At 63.7% G+C, this 13,962-nt stretch carries 15 protein-coding genes; 13 read left to right on the forward strand and 2 right to left on the reverse strand.

The window, feature by feature from the left end:
- Positions 1-14 precede the first annotated feature (14 nt).
- From IPK09_04555 to IPK09_04615, 13 genes are all read left to right on the forward strand, one after another.
- Positions 15-542, forward strand: coding sequence for a DUF177 domain-containing protein (locus IPK09_04555; protein ID MBK7982888.1), 528 nt, complete (start codon positions 15-17; stop codon positions 540-542).
- A gap of 2 nt (positions 543-544) precedes the next feature.
- Entirely contained in the window at positions 545-739 is a 195-nt protein-coding gene (gene rpmF, locus IPK09_04560) for a 50S ribosomal protein L32 (protein ID MBK7982889.1), read from the forward strand.
- Between the two features lie 66 nt (positions 740-805).
- Positions 806-1,834, forward strand: a complete 1,029-nt coding sequence (gene plsX / locus IPK09_04565) for a phosphate acyltransferase PlsX (protein MBK7982890.1) — start codon at positions 806-808, stop codon at positions 1,832-1,834.
- Positions 1,831-2,799 (forward strand): ketoacyl-ACP synthase III, encoded by a 969-nt coding sequence (locus IPK09_04570; GenBank protein MBK7982891.1) that lies wholly within the window; start codon positions 1,831-1,833, stop codon positions 2,797-2,799. Before plsX ends, IPK09_04570 begins: the two co-directional genes overlap by 4 nt.
- A 19-nt stretch (positions 2,800-2,818) precedes the next feature.
- Positions 2,819-3,565 (forward strand): 3-oxoacyl-ACP reductase FabG, encoded by a 747-nt coding sequence (gene fabG, locus IPK09_04575; protein MBK7982892.1) that lies wholly within the window; start codon positions 2,819-2,821, stop codon positions 3,563-3,565.
- Positions 3,566-3,682: 117 nt separating this feature from the next.
- The gene (gene acpP / locus IPK09_04580) at positions 3,683-3,919 is read left to right on the forward strand and encodes an acyl carrier protein (protein ID MBK7982893.1); all 237 of its coding nucleotides are present in this window, start codon (positions 3,683-3,685) and stop codon (positions 3,917-3,919) included.
- 105 nt (positions 3,920-4,024) lie between these two features.
- Positions 4,025-5,266 (forward strand): beta-ketoacyl-ACP synthase II, encoded by a 1,242-nt coding sequence (fabF, locus tag IPK09_04585; protein ID MBK7982894.1) that lies wholly within the window; start codon positions 4,025-4,027, stop codon positions 5,264-5,266.
- A 78-nt stretch (positions 5,267-5,344) separates the two neighbouring features.
- On the forward strand, positions 5,345-6,370 hold the full coding sequence (mltG, locus tag IPK09_04590; GenBank protein MBK7982895.1) for an endolytic transglycosylase MltG: 1,026 nt from the start codon (positions 5,345-5,347) through the stop codon (positions 6,368-6,370).
- 1 nt (position 6,371) lies between these two features.
- On the forward strand, positions 6,372-7,004 hold the full coding sequence (locus tag IPK09_04595; GenBank protein MBK7982896.1) for a dTMP kinase: 633 nt from the start codon (positions 6,372-6,374) through the stop codon (positions 7,002-7,004).
- Entirely contained in the window at positions 6,997-8,013 is a 1,017-nt protein-coding gene (locus IPK09_04600) for a DNA polymerase III subunit delta' (GenBank protein MBK7982897.1), read from the forward strand. Before IPK09_04595 ends, IPK09_04600 begins: the two co-directional genes overlap by 8 nt.
- Positions 8,010-8,366 (forward strand): PilZ domain-containing protein, encoded by a 357-nt coding sequence (locus IPK09_04605; protein MBK7982898.1) that lies wholly within the window; start codon positions 8,010-8,012, stop codon positions 8,364-8,366. The genes IPK09_04600 and IPK09_04605 overlap by 4 nt, the downstream gene beginning before the upstream one ends.
- A 17-nt stretch (positions 8,367-8,383) precedes the next feature.
- Positions 8,384-9,169, forward strand: coding sequence for a TatD family hydrolase (locus IPK09_04610; GenBank protein MBK7982899.1), 786 nt, complete (start codon positions 8,384-8,386; stop codon positions 9,167-9,169).
- Positions 9,170-9,258: 89 nt separating this feature from the next.
- Positions 9,259-9,789 carry a CoA pyrophosphatase gene (locus IPK09_04615; GenBank protein ID MBK7982900.1) on the forward strand — a complete coding sequence of 177 codons (531 nt, stop codon included), beginning with the start codon at positions 9,259-9,261 and terminating at the stop codon, positions 9,787-9,789.
- Positions 9,790-9,840: 51 nt separating this feature from the next.
- Here IPK09_04615 and ettA read toward each other — a convergent pair whose 3' ends face one another.
- Positions 9,841-11,505, reverse strand: a complete 1,665-nt coding sequence (ettA, locus tag IPK09_04620; protein ID MBK7982901.1) for an energy-dependent translational throttle protein EttA — start codon at positions 11,503-11,505, stop codon at positions 9,841-9,843.
- 136 nt (positions 11,506-11,641) lie between these two features.
- A complete protein-coding gene (locus tag IPK09_04625) occupies positions 11,642-13,693 on the reverse strand; it encodes an Ig-like domain-containing protein (protein ID MBK7982902.1) in 2,052 nt (683 codons plus the stop codon).
- Positions 13,694-13,962: the final 269 nt, after the last annotated feature.

A 13,962-nucleotide genomic window follows, 5' to 3' on the forward strand; every position in this document is an offset into this window, starting at 1 on the left:
TTATCCCGCGTCTTATGCAGTCCCCGCCGTTTCCCAAGAAAATCAACCCATGGCAACTGACCGCCAGCAACGGGCGGCTGGAGGGCGAGCTGGCGTTGGCCGCGTTGCCGCGACTGAGCGAGTCCAACCAGGCTGACGGCTACGTCAGCGTCTCGCTGGAAGGGGGAATCGATGGCCATGCGCGCTTCCTCAAGGGCCAGTTGCGGGCCGAGGTCGGATTGGTTTGCCAGCGCTGTCTGGGGCCGTTGCGCCTTCCTTTGGAGCTGGGGGTCGCTTTGGGTCTGGTCCGCTCGGAGGCGGAGGCCGCGCGGCTGCCCGCGGGCTACGAGCCGTTGCTGGCGGCCGATGACGGCATCAGCGTGGCCGAGCTGGTGGAAGACGAATTGTTGTTGGCCTTGCCGCAAATTCCGCGCCACCAGGACCTGCGGGAGTGCGAAGCCAACGGTTATGCAGCGCCTGGCGAAGCATCCTCGCAGGCGGAACGGCGCCGGCCTTTCGCGGCATTGGCGTCCTTGTTAGCTGATTCGAAAAGGAGCACTTGAGCATGGCTGTCCAAAAAAGCCGTAAGAGCCCATCCAAGCGCGGTATGCGCCGCGCCCACGACGCCCTGGTCGGCCCGACCTTATCGGTGGACCCTACCTCGGGCGAGCTGCACCGTCGCCACCATGTCACGCCGACCGGCTATTATCGCGGCCGGAAGGTCATCGATCGGCCGGTGGCCAGCGAAAGCGAAGACTGATCCTCATGGGACGTTCCACCGAGACCGGGCTCACCCTGCCGTTCGACCTCTAAGGCGCCCGCGTTCATGACCAAACCCCTCACCATCGCCTTGGATGGCATGGGTGGCGATATGGGCGCCGAGGTGATCGTACCCGCCGCCTTGCGCGTGCTGCGAGACGCGGGAGACACGTTGCGGCTGATCTTGGTCGGTCAGGAGAACGTGTTGTCGGACCGGCTTGGCAAACTGAAGGCCAAAGGCCATCCGCGGCTGCTCGTCCGCCACGCCTCACAACTGGTGAGCATGGACGAATCACCCGCCCAGGCCCTGCGGGCCAAGAAAGATTCCTCGATGCGGGTGGCGATCAACCTAGTCAAGCAGGGCGAGGCCGACGCGTGCGTCAGCGCCGGCAACACCGGCGCGCTGATGGCCACCGCCCGCTTCGTGCTCAAAACCCTGCCCGGCATCGACCGTCCGGCCATTTGCACCACGATGCCGACCGTGCACGGTCACGCCCGCGTGCTGGACTTGGGGGCGAACGTCGACAGCAAGGCCGAGCATCTTTTGCAGTTCGCGGTCATGGGCTCGGTGCTGGCCGCCGTCAACGGGATTGCCCGACCGCGCGTCGGTCTGCTCAATATCGGTGAAGAAGAAATCAAAGGTAACGAGCAGGTCAAGGAGGCCGCGCGCCTGCTGGCCGCCAGCGATCTCAACTACATCGGCTTCGTGGAAGGCGACGGCGTGTTTCTGGACGATGTGGACGTGGTGGTGTGCGACGGTTTCGTCGGCAACGTCGCGCTCAAAAGCAGCGAAGGCGTCGCCAAGCTGATCCGCCATTACCTGACGCAAGAATTCAAGCGCAACCTGTTGACCCGGCTGGCCGGTTTGGTCACATTGCCGGTGTTGCGCGCCTTTGGCCGCAAGATCGATCCCCGCCGCTACAACGGCGCCAGCCTGCTCGGCTTGCAGGGGATCGTCGTCAAGAGCCACGGCGGCGCCGACGCCCTGGCCTTCGCCAACGCCATTCAGGTGGCGGTGCTGGAAGCAAAGCAAGACCTACCCCGGCGCATCGACGCCCATCTGGCAGCCCTCCACGTCGAGAGAAAAGCCCTTTGAATCACGCTCGAATCGCCGGAACCGGCGGCTATTTGCCCGAAAAAGTAGTGACTAACGCCGATCTCGAACAGCTGATCGACACCACGGCGGAATGGATCGTCGAGCGTACCGGCGTCGAGGAACGGCATGTCGCCGTCCCCGGAGAGACCACCTGCGATCTGGCCGAACAGGCCGCCCGGCGGGCGTTGGACGCCGCCGGCATCGCGCCGGGCCAGATCGATCTGATCGTTTTGGGCACGACCACGCCCGATCATGTCTTTCCCAGCGTCGCCACCCAATTGCAGCATCGGCTGGGCTGCTACGGCGGCCCCGCGTTCGACGTGCAGGCGGTATGCACCGGTTTCGTCTATGCGCTGGACATCGCCAACCGCTTCATTCGCACCGGCGCGTCCCGGCGGGCGTTGGTGGTCGGCGCGGACACCTTCACCCGCATCATCAACTGGCAGGATCGCGGAACGTGTATTCTGTTCGGCGACGGCGCCGGTGCGGTGGTGCTGGAAGCGGCGGACGAGCCTGGCATCATCGACAGCCGGTTGGGCGCCGACGGCCGCTACAAGGAATTGTTGTGGGTGCCAGCCGGCGTGTCCAGCGGTTACGAGCAGACCCGCGAGAACGCCGCCTTCGTGGAGATGCGCGGCAGCGAGGTGTTCAAGGTGGCGGTGACCACCTTGAAAGATATCGCCGAACAGATTCTGCTGGCCAACAACAAGGCGGTGGCCGATGTGGATTGGTTGATCCCGCATCAGGCCAACCGCCGGATTCTCGCCGCCACCGCCAAACGACTGGGATTGCCCGAAGAGCGGGTAGTGGATTGCGTGCGGACCCACGGCAATACCTCGGCGGCTTCGGTGCCGCTGGCCTTGGATGTGGCAGTGCGTGACGGCCGCATCCAGCGCGGCGACCTGCTGGTGCTGGAAGGGTTCGGCGGCGGGTTCACTTGGGGTGCGACGCTGGTGAAGTACTGAGCGCGACGGAGATCAGATCATGGCAGAGCTGGAAGGCGAAATCGCCTTGGTGACGGGCGCCAGCCGGGGGATCGGCCAAGCCATCGCCCGCGAACTGGGACGGCGGGGAGCGGTTGTCACCGGCACCGCAACCACGGACTCCGGCGCGGAAGCGATCGGCCGCGATCTGCGCGAATGCGGCCTCAAGGGGTGCGGCATGAGGTTGGATGCCACCGATCCGGCCTCGGTGGACGCGGTGGTCAAGGCCGTGGCTCAGGCGTTCGGCGCGCCGGGCATCCTGGTCAACAACGCCGCTATCACCCGAGATAACTTATTGATGCGCATGAAGGAAGAGGAATGGACCACCATCCTGGACACCGACCTGACTTCGGTCTACCGGCTGAGCAAGGCGGTGTTGCGGAGCATGATGAAGGCCCAGCGCGGGCGGATCATCAACATCACCTCCGTGGTGGGCGTCACCGGCAATCCCGGTCAGACCAACTACGCGGCGGCTAAAGCCGGCATCATCGGCTTCACCAAATCGCTGGCGCGCGAAGTGGGTTCGCGCAACATCACTGTCAACGCCGTGGCGCCGGGCGCCATCGACACCGATATGACCCGAGCGTTACCGCAAGCGCAACGCGACGCCGTGATCGGGACCATTCCGCTGCAACGCCTGGGGACAGCGCAGGAGGTTGCCGAGGCGGTAGCGTTTCTGGCGTCGCCGGCGGCGGCTTACATCACGGGCGAAACGTTGCATGTCAACGGCGGGATGTACATGGCCTGAAGCGACGGAGTGCATGGGAGCTATGGCATCCCCGACGCTGTTTTCCATACAATACCCCGCGGTAGCACCGCGGTTGTCTGCGGCTCACAACTGAGGAATCAAACCATCATGACTGATATCAGCAACATCGAAGCTCGCGTGAAGAAAATCATCATCGAGCAATTGGGGGTCAAGGAAGAGCAAGTGACCAACGAAGCGTCGTTCGTCGAGGATCTCGGCGCCGACTCCCTGGATACCGTGGAGCTGGTGATGGCCTTGGAGGAAGAATTTGAGTTGGAAATCCCCGACGAGGATGCCGAGAAGATCACGACAGTGCAGCAGGCGATCGATTATATCGCAACGCATCTCGGGTGATCGTGTCCGCCCTCAGCGGATTGGTTGCAGTCGCCGCGGTCACGGTCGAGGCCATGGAGGATCGCGGCGTCTGGTTGGCGGCGTCATGAGGAAGAGGGGTGTTCCGTGGCCAAGCGGCGCGTGGTAGTTACGGGTATGGGCATCGTCTCTCCGGTCGGCAGCACCGTGGAGACAGCCTGGACCAACATTCTGGCTGGCCGCAGCGGAATCGGCCCGGTCACCGCCTTCGACGTCAGCGACTATCCGGTGCGCATCGGCGGGGCGGTGAAGGATTTTCAGGTCGAGCAGTACCTGAATCCCAAGGAAGCCAAGAAGATGGACGCCTTCATTCATTACGGCATCGGCGCGGCGGTCCAGGCGATCCAGGATTCGGGATTGGAAATTACCGAGGCCAACGCCGAGCGGGTCGGGACGTTTATCGGTTCCGGCATCGGGGGTCTGCCCGGCATCGAGGAAGGCCATTCCGCTTTTTTGAAAGGCGGGCCGCGGCGGTTGACGCCGTTTTATGTGCCGCGCAGCATCATCAACATGGTGTCGGGCAACCTGTCGGTGCTGTATGGCATCAAGGGTCCGAACCTGGCGGTGGTCACGGCCTGCACCACGGGCACGCACAGCATCGGCCTAGCCGGTCGGTTGATCGCCTGGGGCGATGTCGACGTGATGATCGCCGGCGGCGCGGAGATGGCCACCACGCCGACCGGTTTGTGTGGTTTCGCGGCGGCGCGGGCCTTGTCGCTGCGCAACGACCAACCGGAGAAAGCCAGCCGGCCCTGGGATCGGGAGCGCGACGGCTTCGTGCTGAGCGACGGCGCTGGGGTGGTGGTATTGGAAGACTACCAACACGCCAAGCAACGCGGCGCTCGCATCTACGCCGAACTGATCGGTTTCGGCATGAGCGGAGACGCCTACCACATGACCCTGCCGCCGCCGGACGGCGACGGCGCTCGCCGGGCCATGCTCGGTGCCTTGCGCGACGCGGCAATCAACCCGGATACCGTCGATTACATCAACGCCCACGGCACCTCGACGCCGGCCGGCGACAAGATCGAGAGCGACGCGGCCAAGGCCGTATTCGGCGAGCACGCGTACCGGTTGGCGATGAGTTCGACCAAGTCGATGACCGGCCACCTGCTGGGGGCCGCCGGCGGCGTCGAAGCGATTTTTGCAATGCTGGCGCTGCGCGATCAGGTGGCGCCGCCGACCATCAATCTGGATGATCCCGAACCGGGGTGCGATCTGAACTATGTGGCTCATGTCGCCCAAGAACGACGCCTCAAGGTCGTATTGTCCAATTCTTTCGGATTCGGTGGCACCAACGGCACCGTCATCTTCCGCGCCGTGGAATGAGGCGGCCGTTCCCGCCTCCAGTGTGGCGGACCGGACCAACGCTGGGCGTCGGTGATCCATGAAACCTCTCTTTCCTCCATGTCGTTCCGAAACCGCCTGCTGTTGAGCGTGAGCGTTGTGGCGCTGATCGCGGGATCGGCGCTTTACACCCTCTATGCCGATTACCGGCAATTTCTCGATACGCCCTTCCGGGTTCCAGCGGACGGCCCGGTGTTGGCGGTGAAACCGGGCATGGGCATCGGCGATATCGCGCGCGAGTTACCGGAGCAGCCCGTTTTGCTGCGGTCGGCGCCCTATCTGGAAGTCTATGTCCGGCTGAACGGCTTGGCGGCGCGGCTCAAGGCGGGCGAGTACGCCATCACGTCCGACACGACTCCGCGCGCTCTGATCGATCAGATCGTGGCCGGGCGGGTCATCCAACATGCCCTGGTCGTGCCGGAGGGTTGGACCTTCCAGCAGTTGCGACAGGCGCTGGTCGCGCACCCCAAAATCGTCCAAACCCTGCGGGAGGCGAGCGACGCCGAGATCATGGCGCGGCTGGGGCGAACTGGCGAGCATCCCGAGGGCCGGTTTTTTCCAGATACCTATCACTTTCCCTCTGGAACCACGGACGAAGTATTTCTGCGTCGGGCGTTGCTGGCGATGGACCGGCAACTGGAGCAGGCTTGGAGCCACCGCGCGCCGGTTTTACCGCTGAAAGAGCCCTATCAAGCGTTGATTCTGGCCTCGATCGTCGAGAAGGAAACCGGGCTGGCGGCGGAGCGGCCGGCGGTGGCGGGCGTGTTCGTGCGGCGCTTGCAAAAAGGGATGCTGCTGCAAACCGACCCGACCGTGATTTACGGGCTCGGTCCAGGCTTCGACGGCAACCTGCGCCGGCGGGATCTCAGCACCGATACGCCCTACAACACTTATACCCGCAAGGGCTTACCGCCGACCCCCATCGCCCTACCTGGAGCGAGCGCGCTGGCGGCGGCCGTGAATCCGGCACCCGGCGACGCCTTGTATTTCGTGGCGACCGGCAACGGCGGCCATATCTTTTCAGCGACGCTGACCGAGCATGGGCGGGCGGTCCGGCAGTATCAATTGAAGGTGAGAGGGCAGTAAGGTGCCGGGTCGATTCATCGTCATCGACGGCGGCGAGGGAGCCGGTAAGACGACCCAGCTGGCCTTCATGCACGCTTATCTGGAGCGCGCGGGCCGGCGGGTCATCTCGACTCGCGAACCGGGTGGTACGGCCCTGGGTGAGGCCATCCGCGCTTTACTGTTGGATCACCGTCACGACGGCATGGCGCTGACCGCTGAAACGCTGTTGGTGTTCGCCGCTCGCGCCCAACATCTTGAAAGGGTGATCCGCCCGGCGCTGGCCGCGGGTCATTGGGTGTTGTGCGACCGCTTCACGGACGCCACTTACGCGTATCAGGGCGGCGGACGCGGCCTGCCGCTGGCCGACATCGCGGTTTTGGAAGCGTGGGTCCAAGGCGATTTAAAACCTGATTTGACCTTGCTGTTCGACCTGCCGGTTGCGGTCGGTTTGAAACGCGCGGGACGGCGCGGCGCGCCGGATCGCTTCGAACGGGAGCAAGCGGCCTTTTTCGAGCGGGTGCGGGCGGTTTATTTGGAACGCGCCCGCCAGCAACCGGAGCGTTACCGGATCGTGAATGCCGACCGGCCGCCGGACGCGGTTCGGGCTGAAGCGGAAGCCGTGCTGGCCGACTGGCTGGAGCAGGGCGATGGTTGAGCGGTTGCCCTGGCACGAACCGCTGTGGGGGCAGCTTCAGGCGCGCCGCGCCGCGGGCCGGCTGCCCCATGCCTGGTTGCTGGCGGGCCCGGATGGCTTGGGTAAACGGGTTTTCGCCCGCCGCCTGGCCGCCGCCTTGTTGTGTGAAGCGCCGGAAGCCGCGGGCGATGCTTGCATGCGCTGTCGGTCCTGCCGCCTGTTTCAGGCCGGCAGTCACCCCGACTACCGGGCCGTGCAGCCCGCGGAGGACGGCAAGGCCATCAAGGTGGATCAAATCCGCGAGCTAAGCGAATTTCTGGGGTTCACCGCGCAATATGGCCGTTGCAAGGTCGCATTGTTGGAGCCGGCTGATCGCCTCAATGTGAACGCTGCCAACAGCCTGTTGAAAACCTTGGAAGAACCGCCCGGTAACAGCCTGTTAGTGCTGGCCACTTCCCAGCCGGCTCGCTTGCCCGCCACCGTGCGCAGCCGCTGTCAGAAGGTGCGTTTCGAGCCGCCGCCGGTCGGGGAGGCCCTGCCTTGGCTGAAATCCCGGATGGCGGCTGGATTGGAGGCACAAATTTTGCTGGATGTTGCTGGCGGCGCTCCGCTGGCGGCGCTGGCGCTGGCCGATCCGCGGCGCTGGAACCGGCGCCGACAATTGATCGACAGCTATGACCGCGTTCTAAACGGCACGACCGACCCAGTGCGGGCGGCGGAAACGTGGGGGCAGGGCGACCTGGCCGAGAATCTACGCTGGCTGGTCGGTTGGCATAGCGATCTGATTCGGCTTAAGATGAGTTCCGAGCCTCCTCGCTTGGGAAATCCGGACCTGCGCGCACTGTTGCGGCGCTGGGCTGACCGGTGGTCGGCGCGCGAGCTGTTCGAACGGCTGGATTCGGCCGTGCGGTTGTCCGTTTTATGCGCGACGGCCCAGGTCAACGCGCAACTGTCCCTGGAAGTGTTCTTCGGTGACGGCGCGGAGGGTATTGGTTCCGACCGGTCGTTGCCGTCTGTTACGGAAGGTTGAACGTTATGTCTGGTGCCCCACGTCAAGGTGTTATTTCCCTGGCCATCAAGGACAAGGCGATGCTGCATTCCAGCTATATGCCGTTTATCAAAGGCGGGGGTATTTTTATCTCGACCGAAAAATCCTTCGAACTGGGCGATGAGGTTTTTTTGTTGCTGACGCTGCTGGAAGATCCGGAGCGCTTCGCCATCACCGGCAAGGTGATCTGGATCAATTACCGAACCACGCCCGGCGGGCGGCAGATGGGGGTCGGGATTCAGTTCGCGGGCGCGGAAGGCTCCAATCTTCAAAAAAAAATCGATGCCCTGCTGGCCGGTTATACCCGCGCCGAGCAAGCGACCAACACCATGTGACTGCTGGTTGAGCCCACATGTTGGTCGATTCCCATTGCCATCTGGATCGGCTCGATTTTACTCGGTTTTCCAACGGGCTCGCCGGCGTGCTGGACGCCGCTCGAGTCAATGGCATCGCGCGCCTGCTGAGCGTGGCGACCGATTTGGAAAGCTGGCCGGCGTTGGCGCAAATGACCGAGCCTTATCCTCAAGTCGCCTTGTCGGTCGGCGTGCATCCCAGCGAAGAGGGCGGGCGGGCGCCGACCGCGACCGAACTGGTCGCGTTGGGCCGCGAGCCACGCGTGGTCGCCATCGGAGAAACCGGCCTGGATTATTACTACGGTCGGGACAGCGCGGAACGCCAGCAAGCTTGGTTTCGCGCGCATGTCGCCGCCGCGCGCGAGGTCGGCAAGCCTTTGATCGTCCATACCCGCGATGCCCGTATCGATACCTTGCGAATCTTGCGGGAGGAGGGCGCGCGGGAGACCGGCGGGGTGCTGCATTGTTTCACCGAAGATTGGGAGATGGCGGAACAGGCGCTGGAGCTGGGCTTTCACATTTCGTTTTCCGGTATCGTGACCTTCAAGAACGCCAAGCAGATTCAAGATGTTGCCCGGAGGATGCCTGCTGAGCGGCTGCTGGTGGAAACCGATTCGCCCTATCTGGCCCCGGTACCGCACCGGGGCAAGCCCAACCAGCCGGCCTGGGTGCGGCATGTGGCGGAGTTTGTCGCCCGGTTGCGGGGCGAGTCGCTAGAGCAGGTCGCCGCCGCGACCAGCGCCAATTACAGCCGCTTGTTCGGCGTGGCCTTGGAGCCGGCGTGAATCACGCCCTGCTGCGTGACCGGATTCGCCGTTGCTTGCATTCCACCCATCAGGTGGAAGCCATCACCGGCGATCACGCGGTAGCCGGGATGGCGCGTGAAGAACGCCCTCTGACCCCGGCGGCGGTGCTGGTGCCGCTGGTGGAACGGGTCGAGGGCTATACGGTGTTGCTGACCCAGCGCACCGCGCATCTGGAACATCATGCCGGACAGATCAGCTTTCCGGGCGGTCGGGCCGAGGCGGACGATGACGGCCCGGTCGCCACCGCGCTGCGCGAGGCCGAGGAGGAAATCGGCCTGCACCGCCGGCACGTGGTGGAAATCGCCGGCTTCCTGGATTTGTACGAAACCGTGACCGGCTTTCTGGTCACGCCGGTAGTGGGTTTCGTGACCCCACCGTTCGAGCTGGCGCTCGATGATTTCGAAGTCGCCGAGGCGTTCGAAGTGCCGCTGGACTTCATTCTCGACCCGCAAAATCACGAGCGTCGCAGCTTGGTCTACAAAGGCCAGCAGCGCAGCTTCTATGTGATCCCTTTTGAAGATCGCTATATCTGGGGGGCGACCGCCGCCATGTTGGTCGGGTTGGCGCGGCGGCTGAACGGCAATCCGTTGCTGCCCTGATGCTTCAGGCCCTGTCGCCTCCTGCTGATCGAGCCTGAACGCGGCACGCCGTTAGGCCAGCTTGCGGTACTTGATCCGGTGTGGCTGATCGGCCTCCACCCCCAGCCGGCGCTTGCGATCGGCTTCGTAGTCGGCGTAATTGCCCTCGAACCACACCACTTGCGAATCGCCCTCGAAGGCCAGGATGTGGGTGGCGATACGGTCCAGAAACCAGCGGTCGTGCGAGATGATGACCGCACAGCCGGCGAAGGCCAGCAGCGCTTCCTCCAGCGCTCGCAGGGTCTCCACATCCAGATCGTTAGTCGGCTCGTCCAACAGCAGCACGTTGCCGCCGCTTTTCAACAGTTTGGCCAAATGCACCCGGTTGCGCTCGCCGCCGGATAAATCCTTGACGAATTTTTGCTGGTCCGGACCCTTGAAGTTGAAACGACCGACATAAGCCCTTGAGTTGATCTGATAGCTGCCGATGGCGATGACATCCAACTCGTCGGAGATTTCCTGCCAGACCGTCTTGTCCGGGACCAGCGTGTCGCGCGATTGATCGACATAGGCCAGTTGCACGGTGTCGCCGACCCGCAATATCCCGCCATCCGGCTGTTCCTGGCCGACCAGCATCCGAAACAAGGTGGTTTTGCCCGCGCCGTTGGGGCCGATCACGCCGACGATGCCGCCCTTGGGCAGTTTGAAATCCAAACCGTCGATCAGCAGGCGGTCGCCGAAACCCTTGCGCAGTTGGGTCGCTTCCACCACCAGATCGCCCAAGCGCGGTCCCGGCGGGATATAGAGTTCCTGGGTTTCGTTGCGCTTCTGAAATTCCTGCGATTCCAGTTCCTCGAAGCGGGCGATGCGGGCTTTACTCTTGGCGTGGCGGCCCTTGGGGTTGGCGCGCACCCATTCCAGTTCCGCCTTCATGGCTTTGGTGTGGGCGGTTTCCTGTTTCTCCTCGATTTTTAGGCGCTTTTCCTTCTGGTCCAGCCAAGAGGAATAGTTGCCTTCCCAGGGGATGCCCCGGCCCCGGTCCAGTTCCAGAATCCAGCCGGCCACGTTATCGAGGAAATAGCGGTCGTGGGTGACCGCGACTACCGTGCCGGGATAATCCTGAAGGAAGCGCTCCAACCAGGCGACCGATTCGGCGTCGAGGTGGTTGGTCGGTTCATCCAGCAACAGCATGTCGGGTTTGGACAGCAGCAGCCGGCACAGCGCGACCCGGCGGCGCTCGCCGCCCGACAGTTTGCTGACATCCGCCTCCCAAGCCGGCAGCCGCAGCGCATCGGCGGCGACATCCAGCGTGCGATCCAGATTGTGGCCATCGCTGGTTTGAAGGTAACCCTCCAATTCGGCCTGTTCGGCGGCCAGCTTCTCGAAATCGGCTTCCGCATCGGCGTAGGCGGCGTAGACCTCATCCAAGCGGGCCAGCGCGGCCTTGATCGGCCGCACCGCCTCCTCGACGTTGCCGCGCACGTCCTTGGCGGGATCGAGCTGCGGTTCCTGGGATAACAAACCGATCTTGATGCCAGGTTGCGGGCGGGCCTCGCCGAGAATGTCGGTGTCAACCCCGCCCATGATCCGCAGCAGGGTGGATTTGCCGGAACCGTTCAAGCCCAATACGCCGATCTTGGCGCCCGGAAAAAACGACAGGGAGATGTCTTTGAGGATTTCCCGCTTGGGCGGTACGACCTTGCCCACGCGGTTCATGGTGTAGATGTATTGAGCCATGCGATTTTCGATCACGCCGTTAGCGAAAGCCGGCAATCTAACGATTGCGCGCCACGCCGTAAAGGAAAACCGCGCGGAAACCGGAAAAACCCCCGCCCGGCGGCGAGCGGGGTGAGGCTCCTGTTGGGAAATGGGCTTATTTCACAACCGGATGGTAGGTGATTTCTAGTTCGGTTCCGGCGCTTTTTAGGAAACTGATGAGTTGGCCCTGCATTTCGGCGGTGGTCCCGACATCGGCGGTGGGGTTGATGATCGAGCCATGATCGCCTCGGGTGAAGCGGACGATGGCCCGTAGGCCATTTTCATCCCACGCCGACCGGCTGAGCGCTTGTAAAGCCATGATGCTGGCCAGCGGTTCGGTGCCGGACAGCGGTGCGTGGGCCACGGTATTCGGGATCACGCGGTCGGAAGGTACGCCCTCGCCGCCGGCGACTTCGATCAGGTGAATCGGATGGCGGGCGGCGGCGGTAGCGCCGTAATTGATGGGATCGCCGGAATCGACGGTGGTTTGGGCGGCGACCAAATAGGATTCGTAGTCGGGCGTGCCCTTGGCGAGGCCGGCGGCGGCGAGGCCGGCGGCGATGCGCGGTCCGAAGGTGGGCGAAGCGTCCAGCAGTTTGGCGATGCCGCCGCCCGGCATGGCCAGCGTCGCGCTCGTGACGGTAGCGTCAACGCCTAGAAAGGTGGTGCCGGCGATGCCGCCCAACGAATGGCCGACAAAATGAATGCGTCGGGGATCGAGATCGGGTTGGCGGTCGCCGTCCAGATCCACGACCGGCAAGGCGGCCGCGAGTTGCCGCAAGTCCTCGACGGCTTGCCGCAGGTTGTCGCGGCTGGTCAGCAAGCTTCGCAGGTTGATGAAATAGCTGCCGGAGGCATCGATCACGCCGTCGGGACCTTCAGCGCCGGTGGCGTTGTTCGTGAGATCGAGATCGAAGGTCCGCTCCAAACCCGCGAGGTAAAAGGGGTTCGCCTTATCGGTGATCCCGTGCAACGGCAGATCGATGGCGACGGCGGCGAACCCGGCGAAGGCCAAGGCGTCGGCGATCAAGAACAGATTGGTTCGATTTTGGGTGATGCCGTGCTGGAAGATCACCACCGGCCAACCGCTCGCCGGCTTGCGCTGGCCGCTCGCGGCGTTGGGGACGGTCAGCAGCGCCGGCAGTTGGGCGGTGGCGGTGGCGGCGGGCAGCGGGTTGTAGCGGGTGACGGGCCCGCCGGCGGCGGTGCGCCAGCGGCCGCTTAAGGGCTTGTCTTTATCGAGATAGAACGGGACGGCCAAAACGCCCGCGTGGATGTCGGAATAACCGGGCAGGCCCAAGCCGACGGTGGCCGTGGTCGAGCCGGTCGGCTTGAGAGTGAGGTTCGGTATGACCTGCGGTTTGGGCGCTGCGTCGATGGCCGCGAACGCATCGTCGATGGATTGGGTCATGAAGGTCCAACTTAACACGATGTCGCCTTTATTGATCCCTTGGCTGGCGGCAGCGTTTTCCTGGTTGTTGATCAGTTGCCGCAGCGCTTCCAAGGTCCGCGCCTGGGAGTCGCTCACGCCGGGAACCGCGCTGTCGCCGCCGGCGTTCACCAGCGGCGTTTCCTTCTTGGCCAATCGATAGAGCGGCGAAGGGGCAGCGTTAAAACGGCCGTTGTTATAAATGCCGTCGGTTAGCACCACCAAATAGCCGGTTTTGGGGGCGAGCGGGCGCAGCGGCGCGATGGTCAGCGTGGCGTTGGTGGAATCGGCCGGCGACAGCCCGACCGCATAATCGCCGCCGGCGGTCAACTCGCGTTTGACCGTGCTGATGAAAAAGGGCGCGGGATGAGTCGGATCGAGGAACGGGTTGATCAAGGTCACTTCGAACACCCGCACCGTGCGACCCGCCTTGAGGGTGTCGGCGTCCACAGCGCCGGAAAACCGCGCGGTGACCGGCGCGACGGTGGAAAATCCGTCCAATTCGTTCAGGGCGACGCGCGGGTCGGCCGGATTGTTGGGATCGGCGACCGGAATGTTTAAGGTGCCGTCGGTCGAGCCGGTGAAGAGCAGATCGTTGGGAAACGGTAGCCTGCCGGCGAAAAGGTCGAATTCGGGATAAAATTCCGGGAGGATCGCGGCGCTGGCGGCGTTAAGGCCGATCAGACCGAGCAGCAGATAGAAGGTGGCGAGCTGGAAAGGGTTTCTTGGAACGCGCATGACAGTAACCCCAAAACGGCACTCGAATAGGGCGAAAACCCGTTCGGAAACCTGAAGGATTCAGCCCCGAACGCACCGGCGGTTTCCGGATTATCGGCAACCGCCCATCATGGAGTATAGCCAGCATCTTTTTGCTGCGCTTGGAATGGTGGGCGATGGATCAAACCGCCGTTTTTCGAGCCGGCGGTTTCGGATCGGTAGCGGGGTTTCTGAACGGAGAATAGCCCGCGCGTCGGACGCTACCTTGATCGCCAGGAGGGTTGTTGGGA

It is taken from the genome of Candidatus Competibacteraceae bacterium, assembly GCA_016713505.1.
In the GTDB taxonomy this organism is placed as follows: domain Bacteria; phylum Pseudomonadota; class Gammaproteobacteria; order Competibacterales; family Competibacteraceae; genus Competibacter_A.

Excerpts from the sequence above, each read along its gene's own strand:
- IPK09_04555 (MBK7982888.1), top strand. The coding sequence starts at position 15 with ATGCAGTCCCCGCCGTTTCCCAAGAAAATCAACCCATGGCAACTGACC.
- rpmF (MBK7982889.1), top strand. The coding sequence starts at position 545 with ATGGCTGTCCAAAAAAGCCGTAAGAGCCCATCCAAGCGCGGTATGCGC.
- plsX (MBK7982890.1), top strand. The coding sequence starts at position 806 with ATGACCAAACCCCTCACCATCGCCTTGGATGGCATGGGTGGCGATATG.
- fabG (MBK7982892.1), top strand. The coding sequence starts at position 2,819 with ATGGCAGAGCTGGAAGGCGAAATCGCCTTGGTGACGGGCGCCAGCCGG.
- mltG (MBK7982895.1), top strand. The coding sequence starts at position 5,345 with ATGTCGTTCCGAAACCGCCTGCTGTTGAGCGTGAGCGTTGTGGCGCTG.
- IPK09_04600 (MBK7982897.1), top strand. The coding sequence starts at position 6,997 with ATGGTTGAGCGGTTGCCCTGGCACGAACCGCTGTGGGGGCAGCTTCAG.
- IPK09_04610 (MBK7982899.1), top strand. The coding sequence starts at position 8,384 with ATGTTGGTCGATTCCCATTGCCATCTGGATCGGCTCGATTTTACTCGG.
- IPK09_04615 (MBK7982900.1), top strand. The coding sequence starts at position 9,259 with ATGGCGCGTGAAGAACGCCCTCTGACCCCGGCGGCGGTGCTGGTGCCG.
- ettA (MBK7982901.1), bottom strand. The coding sequence starts at position 11,505 with ATGGCTCAATACATCTACACCATGAACCGCGTGGGCAAGGTCGTACCG.
- IPK09_04625 (MBK7982902.1), bottom strand. The coding sequence starts at position 13,693 with ATGCGCGTTCCAAGAAACCCTTTCCAGCTCGCCACCTTCTATCTGCTG.